This window comes from Candidatus Marsarchaeota archaeon, assembly GCA_023485295.1.
In the GTDB taxonomy this organism is placed as follows: Archaea; Micrarchaeota; Micrarchaeia; order Micrarchaeales; family Micrarchaeaceae; genus Micrarchaeum_A.
Genome location: JAMCZQ010000006.1, coordinates 150393 through 172473, shown reverse-complemented (window position 1 = coordinate 172473; position 22081 = coordinate 150393). Strand labels below are relative to the sequence as shown.

At 43.6% G+C, this 22081-nt stretch carries 21 protein-coding genes and 2 tRNA genes; 10 read left to right on the top strand and 13 right to left on the bottom strand.

Going from position 1 to position 22081, the window contains the following annotated elements:
- Positions 1-11 precede the first annotated feature (11 nt).
- From M1125_03740 to M1125_03725, 4 genes are read left to right on the top strand one after another with little or no spacing between them, the layout of a single operon-like run.
- A complete protein-coding gene (locus M1125_03740; GenBank protein MCL5404917.1) occupies positions 12-323 on the top strand; it encodes a hypothetical protein in 312 nt (103 codons plus the stop codon).
- A complete protein-coding gene (gene sufC, locus M1125_03735) occupies positions 302-1063 on the top strand; it encodes a Fe-S cluster assembly ATPase SufC (protein ID MCL5404916.1) in 762 nt (253 codons plus the stop codon). Before M1125_03740 ends, sufC begins: the two co-directional genes overlap by 22 nt.
- Positions 1064-1076: 13 nt before the next feature.
- Complete coding sequence (locus tag M1125_03730; GenBank protein ID MCL5404915.1) at positions 1077-2312, top strand: cysteine desulfurase; 1236 nt, start codon at positions 1077-1079, stop codon at positions 2310-2312.
- Positions 2313-2316: 4 nt separating this feature from the next.
- Complete coding sequence (locus M1125_03725; GenBank protein ID MCL5404914.1) at positions 2317-2721, top strand: iron-sulfur cluster assembly scaffold protein; 405 nt, start codon at positions 2317-2319, stop codon at positions 2719-2721.
- A 3-nt stretch (positions 2722-2724) separates the two neighbouring features.
- Here the strand turns inward: M1125_03725 and M1125_03720 are convergent, their stop codons facing one another.
- The 7 genes from M1125_03720 to M1125_03690 form a co-directional block, all read right to left on the bottom strand.
- Positions 2725-3441 carry an alanyl-tRNA editing protein gene (locus M1125_03720; protein ID MCL5404913.1) on the bottom strand — a complete coding sequence of 239 codons (717 nt, stop codon included), beginning with the start codon at positions 3439-3441 and terminating at the stop codon, positions 2725-2727.
- A 21-nt stretch (positions 3442-3462) separates the two neighbouring features.
- Positions 3463-4332 carry an EamA family transporter gene (locus M1125_03715; protein MCL5404912.1) on the bottom strand — a complete coding sequence of 290 codons (870 nt, stop codon included), beginning with the start codon at positions 4330-4332 and terminating at the stop codon, positions 3463-3465.
- Positions 4333-4381: 49 nt separating this feature from the next.
- A tRNA-Gln gene (locus tag M1125_03710) sits at positions 4382-4454 on the bottom strand.
- Positions 4455-4485: 31 nt separating this feature from the next.
- A complete protein-coding gene (gene proS / locus M1125_03705; GenBank protein MCL5404911.1) occupies positions 4486-5940 on the bottom strand; it encodes a proline--tRNA ligase in 1455 nt (484 codons plus the stop codon).
- A 3-nt stretch (positions 5941-5943) separates the two neighbouring features.
- Positions 5944-6804 (bottom strand): proline dehydrogenase family protein, encoded by an 861-nt coding sequence (locus tag M1125_03700; protein ID MCL5404910.1) that lies wholly within the window; start codon positions 6802-6804, stop codon positions 5944-5946.
- A gap of 46 nt (positions 6805-6850) precedes the next feature.
- The gene (locus tag M1125_03695; GenBank protein ID MCL5404909.1) at positions 6851-8605 is read right to left on the bottom strand and encodes an MFS transporter; all 1755 of its coding nucleotides are present in this window, start codon (positions 8603-8605) and stop codon (positions 6851-6853) included.
- On the bottom strand, positions 8592-9164 hold the full coding sequence (locus tag M1125_03690; GenBank protein ID MCL5404908.1) for a hypothetical protein: 573 nt from the start codon (positions 9162-9164) through the stop codon (positions 8592-8594). The genes M1125_03695 and M1125_03690 overlap by 14 nt, the downstream gene beginning before the upstream one ends.
- A 50-nt stretch (positions 9165-9214) precedes the next feature.
- Here M1125_03690 and M1125_03685 point away from each other — a divergent pair, with 50 nt between their 5' ends.
- Positions 9215-10015: a hypothetical protein gene (locus tag M1125_03685; protein ID MCL5404907.1), complete on the top strand. Its 801-nt coding sequence runs from the start codon at positions 9215-9217 to the stop codon at positions 10013-10015.
- On the opposite strand, the gene M1125_03680 is transcribed toward M1125_03685, so the two are convergent.
- Genes M1125_03680 through acnA form a run of 3 tightly spaced genes read right to left on the bottom strand, consistent with a single transcriptional unit; the run spans position 10005 to position 15239 of the window.
- The gene (locus tag M1125_03680; protein MCL5404906.1) at positions 10005-11054 is read right to left on the bottom strand and encodes a pyridoxal-phosphate dependent enzyme; all 1050 of its coding nucleotides are present in this window, start codon (positions 11052-11054) and stop codon (positions 10005-10007) included. The two genes, M1125_03685 and M1125_03680, sit on opposite strands and share 11 nt — an antisense overlap.
- Positions 11055-11062: 8 nt before the next feature.
- Entirely contained in the window at positions 11063-12439 is a 1377-nt protein-coding gene (locus M1125_03675) for an FAD-dependent oxidoreductase (protein MCL5404905.1), read from the bottom strand.
- 4 nt (positions 12440-12443) lie between these two features.
- Positions 12444-15239 carry an aconitate hydratase AcnA gene (gene acnA, locus M1125_03670; protein ID MCL5404904.1) on the bottom strand — a complete coding sequence of 932 codons (2796 nt, stop codon included), beginning with the start codon at positions 15237-15239 and terminating at the stop codon, positions 12444-12446.
- A 123-nt stretch (positions 15240-15362) separates the two neighbouring features.
- On the opposite strand from acnA, the gene M1125_03665 reads away from it, so the two are divergent.
- Complete coding sequence (locus tag M1125_03665) at positions 15363-16514, top strand: citrate/2-methylcitrate synthase (protein ID MCL5404903.1); 1152 nt, start codon at positions 15363-15365, stop codon at positions 16512-16514.
- A 90-nt stretch (positions 16515-16604) separates the two neighbouring features.
- Here M1125_03665 and M1125_03660 read toward each other — a convergent pair whose 3' ends face one another.
- Positions 16605-17069 (bottom strand): hypothetical protein, encoded by a 465-nt coding sequence (locus M1125_03660; GenBank protein MCL5404902.1) that lies wholly within the window; start codon positions 17067-17069, stop codon positions 16605-16607.
- A 189-nt stretch (positions 17070-17258) separates the two neighbouring features.
- Positions 17259-17397 (bottom strand) — tRNA-Trp (locus tag M1125_03655).
- A 59-nt stretch (positions 17398-17456) separates the two neighbouring features.
- Here M1125_03655 and M1125_03650 point away from each other — a divergent pair.
- From M1125_03650 to M1125_03640, 3 genes are read left to right on the top strand one after another with little or no spacing between them, the layout of a single operon-like run.
- On the top strand, positions 17457-17942 hold the full coding sequence (locus M1125_03650; GenBank protein MCL5404901.1) for an NUDIX hydrolase: 486 nt from the start codon (positions 17457-17459) through the stop codon (positions 17940-17942).
- 47 nt (positions 17943-17989) lie between these two features.
- The gene (locus M1125_03645) at positions 17990-18574 is read left to right on the top strand and encodes a phosphatase PAP2 family protein (protein ID MCL5404900.1); all 585 of its coding nucleotides are present in this window, start codon (positions 17990-17992) and stop codon (positions 18572-18574) included.
- Between the two features lie 4 nt (positions 18575-18578).
- Positions 18579-19406 carry a DUF929 domain-containing protein gene (locus M1125_03640; GenBank protein ID MCL5404899.1) on the top strand — a complete coding sequence of 276 codons (828 nt, stop codon included), beginning with the start codon at positions 18579-18581 and terminating at the stop codon, positions 19404-19406.
- Between the two features lie 4 nt (positions 19407-19410).
- Here the strand turns inward: M1125_03640 and M1125_03635 are convergent, their stop codons facing one another.
- The gene (locus M1125_03635; GenBank protein MCL5404898.1) at positions 19411-20832 is read right to left on the bottom strand and encodes a sulfatase-like hydrolase/transferase; all 1422 of its coding nucleotides are present in this window, start codon (positions 20830-20832) and stop codon (positions 19411-19413) included.
- A 98-nt stretch (positions 20833-20930) separates the two neighbouring features.
- Here M1125_03635 and M1125_03630 point away from each other — a divergent pair, with 98 nt between their 5' ends.
- Positions 20931-22079, top strand: coding sequence for a glycosyltransferase family 4 protein (locus tag M1125_03630; GenBank protein MCL5404897.1), 1149 nt, complete (start codon positions 20931-20933; stop codon positions 22077-22079).
- Positions 22080-22081: the final 2 nt, after the last annotated feature.

The following is a 22081-nucleotide window of genomic DNA, read 5'->3' as shown; positions in this document are numbered from 1 at the left end:
AGGAGGGTATGATGAGCGATTATGATTATGTTTTAAGGAAATTTCTGCCTGAGATAAAATCCAGGGCCGCCGATGTGCTGTTTCACAAATACAACATGACACAGACCAAAATTGCTAGTATGCTTGGCATTTCACAGGCAGAAGTAAGCAAGTATATAAGCAACCCAAAAAATTTCATTTCAAACGAAGGCAAGGTTTCTGATAAGGACATAAATGATTTTGTCAGGAGCATAATGCTTAATGACAGCTATAAAGCCCAGAAAGTTGTTTGCCGGCTATGCCCACGAGGGGAGGCAAACGAATGCTCGATAATGATAAGATAGGTGATAATGTGCTACTGGAAGTGAAGAATCTCAAGGCGGAGATAGGAGGCAAAGGCATACTAAATGGCGTGAATTTAAAGATAAACAGTGGAGAATTCCATGTTCTGATGGGCCCTAATGGCTCTGGGAAAACAACGCTTGCAAAAGCGATAATGGGCCATCCTGCAATAAAGATTACAGGAGGGGACATTGCCATAGACGGGAGCTCAATCCTCGGGCTAAGCCCTGACAAAAGGGCCAAAGCAGGGCTTTTCATGCTCTTTCAGAATCCTGCAGAAATAGACGGTGTTGGTTTTGTTAATTTTATACGTTCTGCCGTAGAGTCGCTAAACGATAGCACGATAAACACGAAATATTTCATGGATGAGATTAAGGCTTATGCCGAATCGCTGAATTTTGACAAGAACATTGTAGGCAGGTCTTTGAATAAAGGCTTTTCCGGAGGCGAAAAGAAAAAGGCAGAAGTCCTGCAGATGGCACTTCTAAAGCCCAAAATGGCGATATTGGACGAGCCTGATTCCGGATTGGATGTCGATGCTATAAAAGTGGTTGCCAAGAATATAAACAGCATCGCCCAAAAAACACACCCAGGCATGCTTGTTATAACACATTATAGCAGGATTCTCCAGTATATGGAGCCAGAGTTTGTTCACATAATGAACGCAGGCAGGATAATAACGAGCGGAGGGCACGAAATAATAGAACGCATAGAAAAAAATGGATACGACTCGATGGAATGATATAATGCCAAAAATTGATCCTGATAAAATAAAAATGGATTTCCCAATATTCTTAAAGACGATAAACGGCAAGCGGCTTGTATACCTGGATAGCGCCGCAACATCGCAGAAGCCAAAACAGGTGATAGACAAGATCGTAGAGTTTTACAGCAGTTATAATGCCAACATACATAGAGGCATTTATTCTATAGCAGAGCGTGCCACCGAAGAATACGAAAACTCAAAGGTTGCCCTTGCAAAGCTTATAGGAGCTGGCGGAATCGAAAACATTGTATACGTCAGGAATACTACTGAAGCAATAAACCTTGTTGCCCTTTCATGGGGAGAAAAAAACATACAAAAAGGAGACCACATACTCATTTCAGAAATGGAGCATCACAGCAACATGGTGCCGTGGATTCTGTTGGCCAGGAGAAAAGGGGCAATTCTGGATTATGCAAAAGTTGACGACAGTGGAAAGCTCAGCCTAGAAAGCCTTTCGGAACAGCTCGAGAAGCATCCAAAAATCGTTGCTGTTACACACGTATCTAATGTTTTGGGCACAGTAAATGATGTGAGGGCAATAAGCCGCAAGGCGCACAAGGCAGGCGCACTTGTACTGATTGATGGCGCGCAGTCGGCTCCACATATGCCAGTCGATGTCACAGATATTGACTGCGATTTCTTTGCATTGTCAGGCCATAAGATGCTTGCGCCAACAGGCATAGGTGCATTATATGCTAAAAAGTCCGTATTGGAGGATATGCCCCCAGTAATCGGTGGAGGCGATATGATAAGGACCGTGGAATATTATTCATGCACATGGAATGAGCTCCCTTGGAAGTTTGAGGCTGGAACCCCGAATATTGAAGGTGGGATAGCGCTCTCAGCAGCCATTGAATACCTGCAGTCCTTAGGCATGAATAATATAGCAGAGCATGAGAAGAAGCTTACAAAATATGCCCTTGAAAAATTTGAGGAAACAAAATCAGTGGAGACTTTTGGGCCTGGACTTAATGATATTGAGGAGCGCGGCGGGGTCATATCGTTCGTAATCGATGGAGTGCATCCGCACGACATAGCAAGCATATTTGACAGTGAGGGCGTTGCAATAAGGGCAGGGCACCACTGCGCCATGCCGCTTGTTACACAAAAATTGAAGCAGAGTGCCGTGGCCAGGATGAGCTTTTATATATACAATGATGAAAAGGATATAGACGTTGCATTCAATGCTATAGATAAAGTCAAAAAAATATTCAAGGTTAGGTGATCTCTTGGGATTGGATATGTATGCTGAAGACCTGATTGCAAATTACGAACATCCGCATAATAAGAGGAGACTAAGCCATAGCGATTCCGAATCGCATGAATACAATCCGATATGCGGCGATGACATTACAGTATACATAAAAGTAAATGATGGAAAGATAGGCGACATTTCTTTTGAAGGAAACGGCTGCGCAATAAGCGTGGGAACTGCAAGCAAGCTTACCGATCTGGTGAAAGGCAAAAGCTTGTCAGAAATAGAGCGCATGGGATTTGAGGACATAGTCAACCTGATAGGCATCGACCCTGGCCCTGCCCGCGCGAAATGTGCAAGCATATCGCTTAAAGCGCTGAAGCACGCTGTATTCGTTTACGAGCATAAGAATTCTGATGCAGTAACAGATAAGCTCTGATTATCATTCCAGCGAGCATTCAACCCGCTTGTTGTGCGAGCCTTTGTTTTCATATTTCCTAAATATTATTTTGCCAACTTCTTTTGTATTTGCAACGTGTGTTCCGCCGTCAGACTGAAAGTCAAAGCCTTCTATGTCTATGACTCTTATAGAATCTAGGGTTTGCAACAGCGCTTCCCCTGGGGCGGTCCTTGCAAGACCCTTTATTGATTGGGCCTCCTCCTTTGAAAAGACCTTTGGAGTCACTTTATGGTTTTCGTCTATTATTTTTTGCGCTGCAGATATTATTTCCATTACTGTTTCTTTTGTCATGCCAGGCACGTCAAAATCCATCCTTGCTTTGTCATCGTAGATCTGGCCTCCAGTTATGCTGCCTTTATAATCCTTATAGACCACACCATCGATTATGTGCAGCATTGTATGAAGCCGCATGTGCATGTACCTCTTGCTCCAGTCTATTGCCCCATGGACTGACATGCCATTGCTTAGCCCACTTACGCTGCTTAGTATGTGGATTACTTCGTCGCCAGCTTTGGCAGTTTCAGTCACATTGTAAGTGCTTCCGCTATCAAGCCTTAATGCGCCTGTATCGCATGGCTGGCCGCCACCGGTAGGATAAAATGCTGTCCTGTCCAAAATCACACCGTTTTCCCTTACTTCTACTATTTTGGCATCAAATTCCTTGATATACGAGTCGGTTAGGTATATCTTTTCTGTCATCAAATCCGCTTCCCAATATTTTTAATTTGCCACAAGCACATAGACAATAAATACCATTGCAATTGCTATTAAAAGCTTTCTGTATATGTTGCCCTCCTTGAACAATAGCCCGCCAATCAGCACTGTTATCATTACTGAAATGCTGTTCCTAAGCGGTGAGGCCAGGCTTATATAAGCAAGGTTTAGGGAGATATAGTAGGTAATTCTGTATCCTGCTGTAAGCAAAGCCACAGACAGCAGCGCAGGCCAATTGTTTTTTATATTAGATATTTCCTCCCTTATGCCGCCATATTTTAGTGTTATGTATGTAGACATGTTCAGGGCTATGAATATCTGCAGCAGTATAAACATCTCAAAGACGTTTACCCCTATGTTCAAAAGGTACTTCATTATGATTCCGCCTACCGCCACTAAGAATGTCGTCATTAAAAGCAGATACACGTATTTTTTTGATTCGAATGTCTTGGATTTAAGTTTTTTGCCTGAAAACAGGAGCAGGTAAGCCAGCGCTATCAGGGCTGCGAGCGAAATATACTGCAATATGCTCAGCCTTTCCTTTAGGAATATAAATGCCATTATTACGACAAACATCTGTGGAAGTGAACTGAAGAGCGGAGTTGATACGCTTATGTTGCTATGCTTGTATATGCGCGCAGTAAGAAGATAGGTAGAAGATGAAACCAAGCTAAGCGCGTATATTATTCCAATGTTGTACACGCTTATGTTAAATTTTGCAAATAGCAAAAATATTAGCGATATGCCAGCTATGAGTATTGAAAAACTTGCGCTGAAAGATGTCGCGTGCTGCGTCTTTAGAGCATATTTCTCAACTATTGTGGAAACGCCCATTATTGCCGAGGATATAGCTACAAGGTAGTACCATTCTATCATTTAATCGCAAGCCTGCGCAGGTTTTAGGATTTCTAATATAACAATGCTTTAGTCCCGGCCGGATTCGAACCGACGTAGCAGGGTCCAAAGCCCTGCGTCCTTGGCCACTAGACGACGGGACTAGCTAAGCCATAGCTCTTTAGGCGGCAAAATTTAATATGATTTGGCAAAATTTACAACGTACTTTGCTTTGGACCCGCAATAAACGCAATTGCCACTTATCGAACCCTGCTTGTCGAATGGCATGTTTGTGGATTTGGCGCCTGTTTCCTCCTTTATTTTTATTTCGCACTCCGTTTTGCCGCACCATTTTGCCTGTGCAAAATTCCCATTTGCTATTGCATTTTTCAGGCCTTCGTAATCTTCAACCTCCTTGATATGCGTCTCCATGAAATGGGCTGCAGCTTCGTATAGCTCATTATGCATTACGTCTAAAATCTCGGCGCACTTATCTGGCAAATTTTCCTGCTTTATTATGTATTTTTTGCCGGTATGCCTTACAGTAGCAGTAACTTGATTGCTGCTTGCTTCCTTCTGGCCTATTTCTATCCTCAACGGGACGCCTTTTAATTCCCATTCGTTGAACTTCCACCCCACTGAGTAGTCATCTCTGTCATCCATGTATACTCTGAATCTGCCTGACAAGGCTTCCTCGACCTTTTTAGCATAAGCCATTACCGCTTCCTTATTCTCGTCCTTGTATATGGGTATTATTACGATCTGTATCAACGCAATACGTGGGGGCAGGACAAGCCCTTTGTTGTCGCTGTGTGTCATTACTACAACGCCAAGCTCCCTTGTGCTTATTGCAAATGTATTTTGGTATGCATATACTCTTTGGTTGTTCTTGTCTATGTATGATATTTCAAATGCCTTTGCAAAATTTTGACCGTCATTATGGAAATCTGGGCCCTGTATGGCGTGGCCGTCCGGAACCATGTGCTCAATGCTGTAGCTTGCAACTGCGCCAGCAAACTTTTCATAATCAGTTTTCCTGCCAGGTATGCCTGGTATGGCAAGGTAGTTCTTTATAACATCTGCGTATATGCCAAGTATGACATCCCTTTCGGCGTTTGCCTCGTTCTCAGTTGCAAATACAGTGTGGCCTTCATTCCACATGAATTCCCTGCTTCTGAGCAATGGAGTCGGGTGCTTAAATTCCCAGCGTATAACCGTATTCCATTGGTTAAGCCTGAGCGGCAAATCACGCCAAGATCTGATCCATTTCGCAAAGCTGTCATACATTATCGTCTCCGATGTGGGTCTTATTGCAAGTCTTTCGCTTAGCGTTGAATTGCCAGTTTGCGTTACCCACGCCACCTCTGGAGAAAATCCCTCCACGTGCTCCTTTTCCTTGTCTAAAAACCTTTCAGGTATAAGCATCGGAAAGTATGCATCTTTTATGCCTGCTTTTTGAAATTTGTCACCAACGTTTTTGCGGATTTCATTCCATGCAAAATAGCTTGATGGCCTGAAAACTATGCATCCAGAAACGGCGCTGTAGTCAACGAACTCGGAATTTATTACAACCTGCGTATACCATTCCGAAAAGTTCTCCTCTTTTTTTGCGGTTATTGCACGCTTCTCTGCATCTATTGGATTTTCCATGCGTCATACACCCTGTCTTTCAAGAAATGACCTCATTATAAGTTTTAAATGTCCAGCTTCTTTAAGCCTTCTGTACGAATACGGGATCCACTGCTCACCGAAGGGCAGATAAACAGCTGTTTTGAAGCCATCCTTGGCCATCTGGGCGAGTAGCCTGTTCCTTATCCCCTTTAGCATGGCATATGTTACATTCCTGTTGAATTCTTTATTTAGCTCCGTGGATGCCTTTACCATATTCATGTCGTGCGTTGCAACGGTAAATGTGGTGGAATTTTCATACAATAGCTTAAGCAGTTTAAGGTAATTCCTGGTAGTGCTTTCCCATGATGAAAATGCCCTGTTTTTGCTTGCTGCATAGGCGCCCTTGACAAGCCTTATTATCCCGCCGTTTTTTGTTATTTTGAGTATGTCATCCTCAGTGCGCTTTAGGTATGCCTGCAGGCATATGCCCACCATGCCTGACTGGACCTGTGACATGTACATGCTTATTGTGCTGCTTACCGTTGACTCTGCTTCCATGTCAAGCCAAATAAATATGTTGCTTTGCTTGGCTTCATTAACAAGTGCAGCGTAATTTTCCATTGCAGTGTTCTCGTCTATCGAAAGGCCTATCTGCGTAGGTTTTATTGAAAGCTGTGCGTCTAGCTTGTAGTTTTTTACATAACGCATGAGCTTCTTATAAGTGTTTATCGTGTTTGCAATTGCAGAGCTGTCAGTAAGCTCTTCCCCGAGGTAGTTTATTACAGTGCCTATGCCTATGGAATTGAAGTGCTTGGAGTCGTGTATCACGTCCTCTATTCTTTGGCCTGATATCCATCTACCGGCTATAATCTTCTCTATCGAGTCATAAAGATTCGGCTGCATCTTCAACACGCATTAATTGCATTTTATATAAAGCCAAATAAATTTATTATGAACCACTATAAATGTATCTTTTGCCCCTAAATGCAGAAGCTAGCGCAGCTATGAAAGACATTATGGCACCTATTATGAAAACAAGGCTCAGGCCGTCATGGAATGGGCTTGATAACAGCGTGGGGAAGAATATTTTGCCCGTTACGTATGTCGCGTTTGCCGCAGGCATTGAGGCAAGGACGCCAGGCATTATCAATGACTTCATTGGATTGTAGCCAAGAAGCCCTGCAAATAAGGCAGACGTAGGCGGCAGGGATGATACCCTCAGCGCTTCGGAGGCCGGCACGCTCTGGCTTATCAAACCTGCATAAAGTGACGAGCTTAGGCTCGATGATACGCCGACTACAAGTAGCGTGAAGAATATTGCTATGCTGAATATGAGCGAAACGTTCGTAAATGTGGCACGCATGCCAGATGCACGGCCGCGCTGCTCAGGCGGCACGGAATTCATTATTGCTGTGGTGTTTGGCGCTGCGAATAAGCCTTGCCCTATGCCTATCAATGCAATTATTGCTCCGAAATATATGTAGCTGAAATTGGCAGGAACCAGAATGAGTAATAGAAAGCCAATCCCGTTTATGACCATGCCTAGCGTGGAAAAAAGCCTTGCGCCATATTTATCAGACAGGTACCCAGATATAGGCCCGAAAATAAGGAAACCGAACAGGAGCGGAAGTATCAGTATGGCTGCGCGGAATGGCGTCTGTGAGAAGGGCACCCCATGCAATGGCAGCCATATTGCCTGAAGCCATATTATTATCATGAACTGCAGGCCGCCTCTGGCTATGCCTGCAAGCAGCAAGCTTAAATTGCCGAACAGGAAGGCACGGATCTTGAAAAGCGACAGGTGGAACATCGGATCTGATGCAGCCCTTTCAATGATATAGAATAATATAAGCATTACGAGTCCTACTACTATTGCTGCCAATACATACGGGCTTGTCCAGCCCATTAAATGCGTGCCATATGGCAAAAAGCCGTATGTGAGCCCTAATAGTATCAACGTCAGGCCGACTCCGAATGTTACGTTGCCCGCTATGTCGAACTTCTGCCCTTTCTTTATTGTAGCAAGCTCGTGCAGGGCCAGATATGCCCATATTGTTCCTGCTATGCCTATCGGAACGTTTACCAAGAATATCAAATGCCAATTGAAGCTGGATAGTATTCCGCCCAGTATAAGGCCCAAAACCCCTCCGCCTATGCCTGCTATTTGATTGAAGCCTATTGCTTTGCCGCGCTCCGTAGCAGGGAATGCGTCGGTCAGTATTGCTACACTGTTTGCAAATAGGAAGCCGCCGCCGACAGCCTGTACCAATCGCAATATTATCAGTGATAAAGCGCCTGCGACTCCAGTGATGTAGAAAGAAGATATGTAAAGAGCTACAGAGCCCACTGTGAAAATTGCAAACCCTATGTTGTATAATCTGACTCTCCCAAACATGTCGGAAAGCCTTCCTATTGAAACGACTATTACCCCAGATACAAGCATATATCCCAAGAGCAGCCACAAAAGCAATGTTATGTTGCTTGGCACAAGCGGGTTGACGCCCAGGCCAGTGAAAACTGCCGGCAGAGATATTATAAGTATGGTCCCGTTTATCGAAGACATTAGCGCCCCTAATGTGGTGTTTGATAAGGCGATCCATTTATAATTCTTTCCGAAGCGCCTTTCACGCGCTGCCTCTGCCATGTCATATTCGCTTTCCGCGTGCTTTTTTGCCGCTATGGTAAAACACCTAGAGTAAAGCATTACTCACTATATTAATCTCGTGCTCTGAGAGCGGGCTTTTTGAGGCGAATGTTTTGTTGCTTATAAAAAGCTTAAGGACCTCCTTTCTGAGCTCTTCTGGGTCGTTAGATGTCTTCTTCAGTATCTCCGCCGGGTCTGTGTCCTTGACGTAATGCGCGACTTCTTCGGCCCATGCGCTCAGGATTCTGCTGTAGTCCATAAGCAGTGATAGCTCGTCTATGGCCAGGACAAAATCCTTGAGCTCCTTGAACCTTTTTGCATCTGCCTCGCTCAGTTTCTTATCGGATTGCACACTAATGTACCTTGCATATTCCTCGTGCAATTTTGGTGCATCAGCTATCAGGTTGTTTATGATGTAAAGGGCTTCTTCAGTATAATTGCCTGATTCCCCTGTTGAAAGCGGCTTGCCATTTACCTCTATATGGCCTGCCTGCCTTTCTTTATCAAGGATAGACATAGCTTCTTCTAACAGCTCCTCGCGCATTTTTACGAGCAGATCTTCGCAAATTATCCATGCAGGCATTTTATTGTCCGAAGCTTGGTTGCTATCGTCGTTCATGAGAACCTTCTGTTTAGTATTTATTTATATGTTGTTAAAAAATATAAATTATGAGACTCAATTTAGTTGTAGATGAGTATTATAACGAGAGTTACGAAGCGCTTGCAGACAGGCTTGAAAGAATAGGAGCAAAGGTGTCAAAATCAAACTATGACATGACGGTATTCGTTGGCGGAGATGGAACCTTTTCCGACAATGTAATAGATTTTATTGACAGACCGGTGTTGTTCCTTACAAAACGAAAGCGCACTACGGACATCAGCGTGGCTTATAACGCCGAGGGCTATGTAGAGGACATCGGTGCCATAATAAGCTCTATAAATTCCAATGATATAAGAATCAGCGAAGAGCCTATTCTTTGTGCAGAATACAAAAAAAGGACATACAGAACTGCTTATGACTTTTTTGTTGAAAGGCAAAGCACAAAGGAAGCAATAAGGTATTCGATGGTGTCAAAGGACTCTAGTAGAGTATGCAAGACATTTGCAATCTCAAACGGATTTATCGTGACTACCGCCTTGGGGTCCACTGGCTATTTCTCATACATAGACGTGCTAATGGGGCGGCGTAAGACAAAGATAAGCGGCATAGGAGTATGCCACATACTGCCCGTAAAGATCTACTGCAGCATAAATGGAGCTCCGGCAAAGCAGGTACTCAGGTACATTGGTGGTGTAAAAATGACGGTAAAAGCTGAGATAAAAAGGTCGGCGAACCAGATGCTTTTTGGCATGTCAGGGAGCGAAGGAGTGCAGGTAGACGAGGATGAGCCAATATCTTTCCACGTGGATAAAAGGCTAAAACTTAAATTGGTGCAGCTGCCGCGGAAGTTTAAACCCCTCAGACGTTAGAGCCAGTTATAACAGCGACTGATTTCAACCTAGGCATAATCCTTTTGTATGCAGCTATCGTAGAGACGGATGCCAGTTCTGCAAGCACTCCATAATCCCTGTAGAATAGCTTTTGCTCGTCATGCATTTCCTTCTCAGAAACAGCAATGGCTGCGCCTTTGGTCGCCAGTATCGCTTCTATTCCCATATACCCGTAGGTTGGATAGCCAACTGCTATGGCATCTGCTTTTGTCTTAGGCTCTATATATCTTATCTTCTTCCTTGATTTGATTGCAGTAACAAGCGGGCTGCATTTCTGCGCCTGCACTGCCATTATCTTTGGCTTTGACTTCAGTTTTTTTGAGTCAGCAAGCTCGTTTATGGCTTTGTATGTAGCGCTGAGGAGCGTTGCGTTCCCTACAGGGATTATTATGTTTTCTATTCCTTTAAGCGAATAAGCTATTTCATACATCAGGGTTTTTTGGCCTTCTTTTCTATAACAATAGTCGCCGCACAAGAATACGTCATTCCTTTTAGAGTATTGCAGTGCAAGGGACTGCGCTTTTGTAAAATCGCCATCGACTTTTGTAATCTCTGTATCGCCTACGCTTCTTATATCCTTGATCTTGTCTTCGTTTGCGCTCTTGCCTATGAATATGCGGGCCTTTATACCATAGAGTTTTGAATAATATGCAATTGAATATGCCATATTGCCAGTTGAAGCACAGACAACCTCCTTGAAGCCATACTCGTGGGCTTTTGCGACCTCTATTACAGAGCCTCTGTCCTTAAACGAGTGAGTGGGATTGGTAAACTCAAGCTTAAGGTCCAGGCCTGTAAAAACGCTTTTGATTGCAGGTGTGCTTCCAACAAATACTTCTTTGTATTTTGAATCAGGGAGCGCGCCTTTGAAGTCCCAAAAGCTTCCTTTATATTCTGCCTGCTTAAGCTTCCCGTCATATATTACTTCCAGCAAGCCGCTGCATTTGCTGCATATCTGCGAATTGTAATCTGCTTCGTATGTGCGGCCACAATCTATGCATGCAAGGTGGTACTTCATAATTATGCCTATATCTGCTTATGCTGGCTTATCTTGTACCTCAAATGCTCATAATCTATTTTTCCAAGCTCGCGCTCGCATTTCTGTACGTCAAATTTCTTGTCCAAAATCTCAGATATGTATATTATATCGTCTATTGCACTTTGAAGGCTTGAAGTGGCGCCAGGGGATGGAGTAATATTGAACATTATGTTATTGCCCCTTATTTTTGAAGCGCCTAGTGTCAGGAATCTTTTGTTTTCGTCTATTATTTGCGGCCTTATTCCACCGACATTCTTGTCGAAATATATCTTGCTTGGATCTAGGGATGGGACTATTAGCGACACCTCATTCTTTATGAACAAGTGCTTGCCTATTATTGGAAGAGGGTATATCATGTTGCGACGCATGATTCGCCTTATGTCTTTGTTCGAAATTATATTGAAAAGGCTTTCAATTGTCGGTATATCAAAATCGAATGTGCGCAGGTAATCGACGGTCGAACCGCGTTCCCTTACCTCTAGGGAAAGTGGGAAGCTCACTGTGGGGCCGAAGCGCGTTATGGCCTTGTTTGTTATGTCTGGGTCTCCGTGTATGGCAGCAAAAGGAACCCCGCCCGCCTGTACGCGATAGACCTTGCCCCGCAATACTCTTGGCGCTATGTAAAACCCGCCGCCGACTGAGAGAATTGACAGGTTCTGGTCGTAGCCCAAATGCTTTGCAAAATAAAGGCTGTATGTGCCTGCGGCAAACACGACAAATCTCGCTTTAAAAGTGCCTTTGCTTGTGATGACTTCGTGACCGTCTTCAATAGGGTGCACGGATATTGCAGGACAATTGAATTTTATTTGAATCCGCGCGCTCTTTGACTTGATGGCTTTTTCTGAAAACGACCTAGCAAGAAGCCCGAAATTCACCATGAAGCCCTTGTCAGAAAGCAATGCAGTTACCTTTTGCTCTTTAGGCCTGCCTTTTATCACCATCGGCTCAATCTTTTCTAGGCCTTTGAGGCCAATCTCCTTTAAGCCAGGGAAGAGCTTTTTTATGCCTGAATCATATATCTTTCCAAGGTGCGCTATCTCTTCGTCGCCTACGCCGAGCACCATTTTCTGCACTGGTGATATTATCCTTTCTCGTTCTGCTGCACTAAGGGCCGATGTATAGCTTATGACGCGCTCGGCAGCTTCCTTTGTATGCGCTGCCTCTTCTACGGTGTAATTTGTTTCTATATCGCCAAAGTGCAGCGTCTGTGAATTGTTGGTGCTGTCCGAATTTAGCGGGGCTATTTTGCCATACTTTTCCAGTATTAGTATGTCCTTTATGTTGGAATACCTGGAGGCAACGTATGCAAGTGCCGACCCTGTTATGCCTGCACCCACTATTATCATGTCATAATACTTGTCCAATTGTTCACCTGCCAGAAATGTTTTTCAAGACGTATTTCAATATTCCCCCGTGCTTATAATACTCTAGCTCTATCGGCGTGTCTATGCGGCTTTTGACCGTGGCTGTGGTTTCTTTCCCTGTCTCCTTGCTTGTGTAATGCATTGTCAGCTCGGCGCGAGGACCCATGTTCTCCGATATATCTATCGAAATAGGCTTGGTGTAGTCTATTTTCAATGTATTGTAATCCTGGCCCTGCTTAAACTCTACAGGGATGATGCCCATGCCTACCAAGTTGCTCCTGTGTATCCTTTCAAAGCTTTTTGCTATTATGGCCTTAACCCCGAGCAGCATAGGGCCTTTTGCCGCCCAATCCCTTGAGCTCCCTGAGCCGTATTCGCTTAATGCCAGGACTATCAGCGGCTTTCCGAGCTGCTTATACTTCATTGCGGCATCGTATATTGGCATCTCCTTGCCTTCTGGCAAATATATAGTATAACCGCCCTCCTTGCCGCCAACCATTAGGTTCTTTATGCGGTTGTTTGCAAATGTGCCGCGCATCATAACTTCGTGGTTGCCCCTCCTTGAACCGTAGGTGTTGAAATCCTGCGGCTTTACGCCATGCTCTATGAGGTATTTGCCAGCTGGGCTGTCTACGCCTATTGCGCCTGCCGGCGAAATGTGGTCTGTAGAAATAGAATCGCCAAAAACTGCCAGGACTGCAGCGTCCTTTATGCTTTTGGGACTTGATGCGGAGCTATCCATGCTGTCGAAGAATGGCGGCAGCCTTATGTATGTGCTGGCCTGATCCCATGCATATATGCTTTCGCTTGTGCTTTCAAGGTCGTTCCAGTATGCATTGACATCGTATATATTGGAGCCGTATTCCTTTTCAAACATGTCTTCGGTTATGACTTTGTGCATTATATCGTTAATCTCTTCATTCGATGGCCATATATCCTTTAGGTAGACAGGTTTGCCAGCGCTTCCGGTGCCTAGCGGCTCCTTTGTCAGGTCCTTAAGCACTGTCCCTGCTATACCGAATGCTATAAGCAGCGGCGGCGACATCAGATAGTTGGCTCTTACATCCCTGTGTATTCTTGCCTCGAAATTCCTGTTGCCAGACAAGACAGATGCCACTGCAAGGCCATGGCTGTTTATTGCTTCACTTTGCTTGTCTATCAGCGGACCGCTGTTGCCGATGCATGTTATGCAGCCGTAGCCTACGAGCTCGTAGCCCAATTTATCCAGGTATTTGATCAGGTCTGCCTTTTCAAGGTATCTTGTCACGACCCTAGAGCCTGGCCCGAAGCTTGTCTTCACCTTTCTAGTATTTACTTTCAGTCCTTTTGCCAATGCATTGCGAGCCAGCAGTCCTGCTGCAATCATTACTGATGGATTGCTTGTGTTGGTGCAACTAGTTATAGACGATATAACCACATCCCCGTCAGACAATATTTCCTCGTGGCCGTCTTCATACTTTATCTTCACGTGCTTTATGCTGTCCTCGCTTGTTACAATGTCTTTTATCGGGCCGTTCTCGGGGGCTTCACTTTCCGATGACCAGCGCGTATAATCTTCCATGCTTATCTTTTCGTCGGCCTTAATCCCGTCAGCCTTGATGAAATATTTTGTAAATTCTGACCTTATTTCCTGCAGGGGTATCTGCTGCTTTGGCTGGCTTGGGCCAGAAACGCTAGGAATGATCGAATGCAGGTCCACGCTTATCGTGTCTGTATACACTACTTTGTCGTAGTCTATGCCGAATGAATCTTGAGCTTCATAGTATTTTCTTACAAGTTCTATCTGCTCGGCGCTCCTTCCGGTGCTCTCCATGTATCTTAATGTCTCTTCGTCAGGAGGAAATATTGCCACAGTTGCTCCATATTCGGGGCACATGTTTGAAAGCGTTGCTCTGTCAGGAAGTGAGAGTGCTTTAAGGCCTTCGCCAAAAAACTCTACAAAAGAGTTTACAACGCCATAATCCCTTAGTATCCTTGTAAGCGTCAGGGCAAAATCTGTTGCTGTTACCCCATCGTTGAGCTTGCCCGTCAGTTTTACGCCTATTACCTTTGGAGTTGAAAAGGAAACCGGCTGGCCAAGCAATGCAGCTTCGGCTTCTATGCCGCCAACGCCAAAGCCGACCACCCCAAGGCCGTTGATCATGGTAGTATGAGAATCCGTGCCGACAAGCGTATCAGGCATTGCAAAAGTCGTGCCATTTTCCTCCTTCAAAGAGACGCATGTTGCAAGGTATTCCAGGTTCACCTGATGGCATATGCCTGCAGATGGCGGAAATACGCGAAAATTCCTGAACGATTTTGAGGCCCACTTAAGGAATTGGTAGCGCTCCTTGTTCCTTTCTATTTCCTTTTTCTGGTTTATTGATATTGCATCCACAACATTGAATGCATCGACTTGGACTGAATGGTCTATTATCAGATCCACGTTTATTATTGGCTGGATCGCTTCCGCAGAACCAGAATTTTTGCTCACGTACTGCCGCATCGCAGCAAGGTCAACAACCGCAGGAACTCCAGTAAAATCCTGCATTAATATTCTAGAGACCTTGAATGGAATGTCCTTATCACCAGGCCCCTTGGCGTTCCAATTGGCAAGAGCTTCAACATCATCCATGGTTATTGCCTTTCCGTCCACATTCCTGAGCAGCGACTCTAGCAAAACGCGTATGGAAAATGGCAGCCTTGCCAAATTGCCTATGCCTGCTTTGCTTAGGGCTGGCAGCGAATAATACGATATCTCCTTGCCTGAAGATGTACTAAATTTTGAGATGAATGATTCTTTTGAATGCTGCTGGGCCATTTTTACACCTTATACTTATTCTGTATAAAATTTTATAATATGTTCTAAAGGAAGCTTTGCCTGCTCTGCATAATTTGGGGTAATAAATAAATGTTTTGAGAGCAATTACCTATTGGTGATTCTTTGGTTGAAGCTGCACCAGTAATAAACAAGGGCTTGGAAGGGGTATATTTCACTGAAAGCAGGATATGCAAGGTTGACGGCGTTAACGGCAGGCTATGGTATAGGGGCTATACCATAGAGAGCTTGGCAAAGGATTCGTGCTTTGAAGAGGTCTCTTACCTATTGCTTTATGGCAAGCTGCCAACCAAGGCAGAATTCGAAGACTTTAAATCTGCGTTAATCCGCTCTATGGATCTTGAAGCAGATATTGTAGGCATGATAAAATCGTTTGCCGGCAGGGCAGTGCCTATGGACATCCTGAGGACTGTTGTGTCTTCCCTCTCAGTATATGAGAATGGAGTATACCAGGACGAGGCTTCTGCCAACATCCAGAGGAGCATTGGGCTCATAGGAAAGGCAGCAGCGATTGTTGCTACGATAGGTAGGTTTTTGGCAGGCGGAAATTACATAAAACCAGACATGGGCCTTGGAGTTGCTGCCAACATAATAAGGATGCTTACAGGCGTAGGCGATGATAAAAAGGCCAAGATGCTTGACACGATGATGGTATTACATGCTGAGCATAGTTCTAACGCTTCGACATTCTGCACTATTGTGGCCGGGTCTACGTTGGCCGATATATATTCTGCTGTGACTGCAGGCATATCGGCGCTTAAGGGGCCGCTGCATGGCGGCGCAGATGAAAAAGCGCTGGAGATGATGAAGGCAATAGGCACACCCGAGAATACTGAAAAATACATAGACGAGGCTCTTGAAGGCAAGCAGAGGATTATGGGATTCGGCCACAGGGTGTACAAAGCCTATGACCCCAGGGCCAAGATAATAAAGGCCTATCTTGAGGATATCCAAAATGATTCCAACCCTGAGGTTCAAACCCTTACTGCAATAGCGCTTCAGGCAGAAAAAATGATGATTGACAAGCTTGGCAAGAGCAAGGGAATCTGGCCAAATGTCGATTTCTTTTCAGGTCCGGTGTATACATACATAGGCATACCAAAAGCCCTTTTTACTCCGCTTTTCGCTGCAAGCAGGATGCCTGGCTGGTGCGCACATATGCTTGAATACTGGCAAGACAACAGGCTGTTGAGGCCCTTAGACTACTACACAGGGCAGCTTGACTTGCCATACGTTCCTTTGGATCAAAGAAAATAATTGCACGTCTGTGATGATACGCAGTATTCATGGCTCGTGGTGAGAAGAGAGTTTCTCGCCTAGCTTGGAAGAGAATGATGCCCCATGCATTCACTTTGCTACCACTTTGCTTCCCAAAGCAGCCTGCAGCACCTGTACATAACTATCGAATACGTCACTATTCTTGTTTTTGACATCAGGATTTGAAAGCCCATACTTAAATGTTTTCTGGCTTGTTTTTATTGCTATATTCTTTTTGCTTATTTCTACACTTTCTATGTCTGCGATATTGAGTGCAACATTATCTGCATTTGACTTTAACAAATCGTCAAGATTGGTTTGTGCCAGCTTCTCTGTCGTTTCCCTTATTTCGTCCTTGGATATTTTATTAGCTGCGGCTCTGCCAAAGACACCAAAGGCGTATGCGAACCCAGCAGAAGCAGCCGTGGATGAAATGGTACTTGCATTTAGAATTAGCACTCGCTTATCAGTAATTATCAGGCTTTTTCTTGCCGGTGCTATTATGCCGAATGCAGTAAGATTGTCTACATATCCTATAACTCTTTCATTGTCCATAAAACCACATGTTTTATTTTTTAACAAGTTTTATATACTTATATGAATTTGTGTCCTCAAACACTTTACTCTGATAATAAATTGGTAAGTGCTCTCCCTTTTTCTTGTAATCAGAAAAATTAGCATATGATGAGCGCCTCCTATTGACCAGCTTGCGCTTACTATCTTGCTAGCAGACTATGTTGTGGTTGGGGTTGCCGGGATTTGGACCCGGACCAGCAGGTTACTTCATATCATATCTGCTTTCCAGATTATCATCATTGCCTATTGGCTCATTTCAAGTTAAATATCTGGAGCCTGCTGCGCTGCCAAGTTACGCCACAACCCCTCTATGCAGTATTATTCCTATAGCAATTGCTATAAACCTTTTATCCTAAATCAAAACGCATGAAAACACTTTATCGTGGGAAAATAGCCACAGTAAGCACTTTTAAGCATGCAAACAAGGAATTGCTCAGAGTTGCCGAACCTGACGTTGTTGTAATACTGCCGCTATATTCCGGCAAGGTAATAATGGAAAAGCACTATAGGCCCGTTTTGAAGAAGTGGCTGTTAGAGCTCCCTGCAGGCCATGTTGATGAACGTGAAAGCCCTTCGCACGCTGCAAGGCGCGAGCTCATGGAAGAAACAGGCTACAAGGCTGCGCATATGGCCCTCCTTTTTAAGGGCTATATCAACCCTGGCATTATGACAACATTGTCCTACACCTATGTTGCCACAGGGCTAGAAAAAAGCAGGTATAATAAGGATAAGGATGAAAAACTTTACATAGAGAAACATTCGCTATCAGAAGTCCGCAGATTGATAAAGTCGAATATGATAATAGACAAAAAGACGATTTCGGCTGTCCTCTACTATGATGAATTTTCTTGACTTGACAAAAACACAGCATTTTGATTTAACTCATGTTTGGTAATACTATGGTTTTGCTGATTGAGGCATACAAGATAGGTATCAACATATGGGCTTTCGAGGCTGCAAAGCTTTTTGTAAGCCCTTATATGAACTTTGTGATGTATTGGCTCGCAAAGTCTTTCCTGGTCGTAATACCTGTTCTGGTAATATACATGTTCCTTAAGAAGGACATGAACGTTTATTCCTTAGTGGTTCTGGGCATACTGCTTTATGTTATATCTGATACGATAAAGATACTCACTAAAGAACCAAGACCTTGCAACATACCCTATTTAGACGACGTAATAAAAATAAATTACATAAGTTGTGAAAGCACATTCTCTTTTCCAAGCAACCACGCAAGCGTGCTTACAGGCCTTGCAATATTCTTGAAGGATTACAAGTACCTTAGAGTAGCCTATATCGCTTGGCTTTTGCTAATACTTTTTGGCAGAGTATATCTTGGGCTTCATTATTTCACTGATATACTTGCAGGCGTAGGATTGAGCCTTTTAGTCGCGTATATAATTTACAGGGGAAAGGGATATATAAATGGGCTTCTGAATAACATCGCTAAAAAGATATTTCCAATATTGGCGATAAAGAAGTGAATCAATGGATGCCAGTAAAATCAAGAATAATAAAAAGGCAATTTATTCTGTGATTGCCTTTCTGATAATAATCCTTGCAGGTTTGGCAATTTACCTCAATTATGCAGGTGCAGCAAGGACCGCTGACATAAAATTCGATAACGTAGCCGTGACGCAGTCGAATATGGCAAGCTTGGAGAACATATCCAAAAACATGAGCCTGGCTGATGCGATAGGACTTGGTGCTGCGACAAACTATCCAGTATCAGCAAATACAAAAATTAATCTTTCTTCTTCTGGGAAGCCAGAAGTCTTATATATAGGTGCAGATTACTGCCCGTTTTGCGCAATAACCAGATGGGGCATGATAATAGCGTTCATGCGCTTCGGAAACTTTTCAGACCTGCACTACATGACCTCAAGCGCTACAGATTACTCTCCAAATACCGCTACTTTTACTTTTTACAACTCAAGTTACCATAGCAGCTATTTTTCTTTTGTTCCTGTAGAAACATTGACCAATACATATAAAACATTGCAGCCATTAACTGCAAACCAGACTGCAATAATCGATTATTTTGACGTGAATGGCTCCATACCGTTCATCGATTTTGCAAATAAAACTGTGCAGATTGGCGCAGAGAGCAGTCCTGAAGTAATAAATCCAGGAGGGACGAACCCTTACAACTGGAGCTATGTCATATCGGAATTGAATAATCCCAACTCAGCAATAGCACAGGGCATAATAGGCGAGGCAAACATGTATACAGCGCAGATATGCTCTATTGATGGAGGCAAGCCTGCTAGCGTCTGCAGCCAAAAGTTTGTAAGCCTTGGGGAAAGCCTTTCTTAAGCGCTTACGCGAATACTGCCATGCGCTTTGCAACGCCCCTGTATTTTTGCAACAGATCCTCCTGTTCGCTTGAATCTTCGGCTTTATACAATTCGCTTTTTCTCATGCCAAAATAATGAATCAGCTTGAAGCCTTTGTAATTTATCGCTGTAGACCTGATATTGAAGGCCAATTTTGCCTTGTATATTCTTGACGCGTAAACCGACCTCTTTCCAAGGTGGCTCAGCAGGGCGCTGTCCCACCCTTCGCTTATGCCTAAATGCTCGCTTGTTACTGGACCGCGCTGCACATTCTGGTACTGCTTTGAAGCCGCAGCATTCATTATCATGTTATGCATCTCGGAAAGGCTTATCGGGTCTTCCTCGACCCTGTGCGAAGATGCGATTTTACCCCCTTCATAGTCTGCAACTATCAAAGGTACGTTCGTTACAGGGGTGTATGGAAACATTGAATGGTACAGCATGCTGTGCTCCCCGAAGAACTGGCCGTGATCAGAGGTTATTATCAATTTTGCGTTGTCAAGAATGCCGTTTTCCTTTAATATGTCGATGCTTTTGGATATCTGTTTGTCAAGGTATACGAGCCTTTTCCTGTATGCTGAATGGAGCTGCTTTATTACATAGTCATTCATTTCAAGTATGCCGCTCAGGTACAGCCATTTGTCCTGTATAATTGATCTGTCAGCAACAGGGTAGTTTTCATGGGCTTCTATGCAATTCAGAAAAATGAATTGGGGTTTATAATTGTAATAATTCTCCATATAGCTTTTTAATGCAGCATTGGTATCTATAGCGCCGCGGTCTAGTGCGTATGTGCCGTCTGCCCTTGCAACGCCAATGTCCATTTTTATCCTTAGCTTCAGGTACGCCTTGTCCAAAAATGGCCTGGGAAACAGGTTGGTTATAGCAGACGTAACGGCGTACATGGCAGCCCTTGATCTTTTACCTCCTTTTATGAATTTTGTTAGAAATTTTGCCTTCTTTGGGTTATATTTTATATTCGACTGCATCCATAAATCGTAGATCTTGTCAAAGCCTATTGCGAGGTTGGTATAGCTGGTTAGGAACGGATTGTTTGAAAAAAGCACAGAATAATAACCCATTCTGCGGAGCTTTGTAGCAATTGTTTCCGCGTTGTCAGGCAAAAATTTGATTTTTACATACCACGGGTCTATCGAAGAGTCCTGCATAAAGTCTTTTGACACCTGCGGTATTTCTGATGGCTTTTTATAAGTGAATATAGAAGCATGAGAAGGCACAGTCCATGTTGAAGGAGAAATCGCGTTCCGGTATACAACGGCCTTTTTTGATATGTTAGATATGTTTTTTAATGATTTATTACCATATACATCATCAGACCTAGCGGTATCCAGCAGGAATACTATGATGTTTTTGTTTGCAGCCTTTGAGCTATTATTGATTTGCATTTTTGACCGGTTTTAATTATGCAGAAACACTATATAAATATTATTTTGAAACGGTTTCACTTCTGTTTTAATAGGAATAAGGCACATTTGTGATCTGAATGGATATTTGTGTATTGAACCAATTTTTTTACCCATATTATGGAGGAACTGAAAAGGTACTCCTTGAGATTTACTCTAGGCTTTCAAAAAAACACAACATTACCGTATTAACTTCTGCGATTCCAGGCACAGAGCCTAATGAATCAGTAAGGGGCATAAACATAGTAAGATTGAAGTCTAGGAAGATAAATGTGCCTTTTGCGCCTTTGCCACTGGTTGCCATGGACGAGCTTAATAAGAAGATAATCGAACTGGATGCCGACGCATACCATATAAATAACAGGTACCAGTATTTTGGAGGCACAATAAATGCCATAAAGAGCCAAAACAAAAAGCTCGTTTTAACGATACACAACTCTCTGCCAAAAGGAATTGACTTTATTACAGACTTTGGCGGGCTGGCTTATGACGTTTTTTGGGGAAGGAAAGTCATGAAAGCCGCGGATGCCATAAGTGGAGTCTCTGAGAATGCAGTGAAGGTAACGGTACCGAAAAGTATGATGGACAAAGCACGCGTAATATACAATGGCGTAGACTATGCTGCTTTCAGATTTAGAGAAAAGAGCTCAAAAGAAGTCAGAAGCGTTATAGAAAGTTTAAATTTCGACCCAGGGCCTATCCTGCTTAGCAACGGCAGGTTAACAAAGCAAAAGGGCCATGAATATATAATAAAGGCGCTAGGCGAACTAGCAAAAGAGGGTATGCAGATCAATTTTATTGTAATAGGCAAGGGTCCGCTTAAAGACCGGATGCTTGAACTTTCAAGGAGATTTGGCATATTAGACAGAGTAAGGATAGTAGAAGGGATTTCAGAAGGTGAATTGCCATTCTATTACAATGCGGCTGACGCATTTGTTTTCCCATCGTTATACGAACCTGCAGGGATGGCGCTTATGGAAGCCATGGCAAGCTGCACTCCTGTGATAACTACTGGAGTAGGCGGCATACCTGAAGTTGTAAAAGATTACGGCGAATATATTATTCCGAAGAGCAGTGGCGATTTAAAAAGAGCCATATTAAAAGTTTTGAGTTCTATAAGTGAATACAGGGAGCGTGCCAGCACATGCAGAGAAACCACGATAATAAAGGAGCATGATTGGGATAAAATAGCAAATGAATACGGAAGCCTTTTCGAAAGCTTAGGGTAAAA

Bases quoted from the DNA above. Each gene is read 5' to 3' on its own strand.
- M1125_03690 (MCL5404908.1), bottom strand. From the start codon at position 9,164: ATGAACGACGATAGCAACCAAGCTTCGGACAATAAAATGCCTGCATGG.
- M1125_03660 (MCL5404902.1), bottom strand. From the start codon at position 17,069: ATGGACAATGAAAGAGTTATAGGATATGTAGACAATCTTACTGCATTC.
- M1125_03645 (MCL5404900.1), top strand. From the start codon at position 17,990: ATGGTTTTGCTGATTGAGGCATACAAGATAGGTATCAACATATGGGCT.
- M1125_03650 (MCL5404901.1), top strand. From the start codon at position 17,457: ATGAAAACACTTTATCGTGGGAAAATAGCCACAGTAAGCACTTTTAAG.
- M1125_03680 (MCL5404906.1), bottom strand. From the start codon at position 11,054: ATGAAGTACCACCTTGCATGCATAGATTGTGGCCGCACATACGAAGCA.
- sufC (MCL5404916.1), top strand. From the start codon at position 302: ATGCTCGATAATGATAAGATAGGTGATAATGTGCTACTGGAAGTGAAG.
- M1125_03685 (MCL5404907.1), top strand. From the start codon at position 9,215: ATGAGACTCAATTTAGTTGTAGATGAGTATTATAACGAGAGTTACGAA.
- M1125_03695 (MCL5404909.1), bottom strand. From the start codon at position 8,605: ATGCTTTACTCTAGGTGTTTTACCATAGCGGCAAAAAAGCACGCGGAA.
- M1125_03720 (MCL5404913.1), bottom strand. From the start codon at position 3,441: ATGACAGAAAAGATATACCTAACCGACTCGTATATCAAGGAATTTGAT.
- M1125_03740 (MCL5404917.1), top strand. From the start codon at position 12: ATGAGCGATTATGATTATGTTTTAAGGAAATTTCTGCCTGAGATAAAA.
- M1125_03630 (MCL5404897.1), top strand. From the start codon at position 20,931: ATGGATATTTGTGTATTGAACCAATTTTTTTACCCATATTATGGAGGA.
- M1125_03715 (MCL5404912.1), bottom strand. From the start codon at position 4,332: ATGATAGAATGGTACTACCTTGTAGCTATATCCTCGGCAATAATGGGC.
- proS (MCL5404911.1), bottom strand. From the start codon at position 5,940: ATGGAAAATCCAATAGATGCAGAGAAGCGTGCAATAACCGCAAAAAAA.
- acnA (MCL5404904.1), bottom strand. From the start codon at position 15,239: ATGGCCCAGCAGCATTCAAAAGAATCATTCATCTCAAAATTTAGTACA.
- M1125_03635 (MCL5404898.1), bottom strand. From the start codon at position 20,832: ATGCAAATCAATAATAGCTCAAAGGCTGCAAACAAAAACATCATAGTA.
- M1125_03640 (MCL5404899.1), top strand. From the start codon at position 18,579: ATGGATGCCAGTAAAATCAAGAATAATAAAAAGGCAATTTATTCTGTG.
- M1125_03700 (MCL5404910.1), bottom strand. From the start codon at position 6,804: ATGCAGCCGAATCTTTATGACTCGATAGAGAAGATTATAGCCGGTAGA.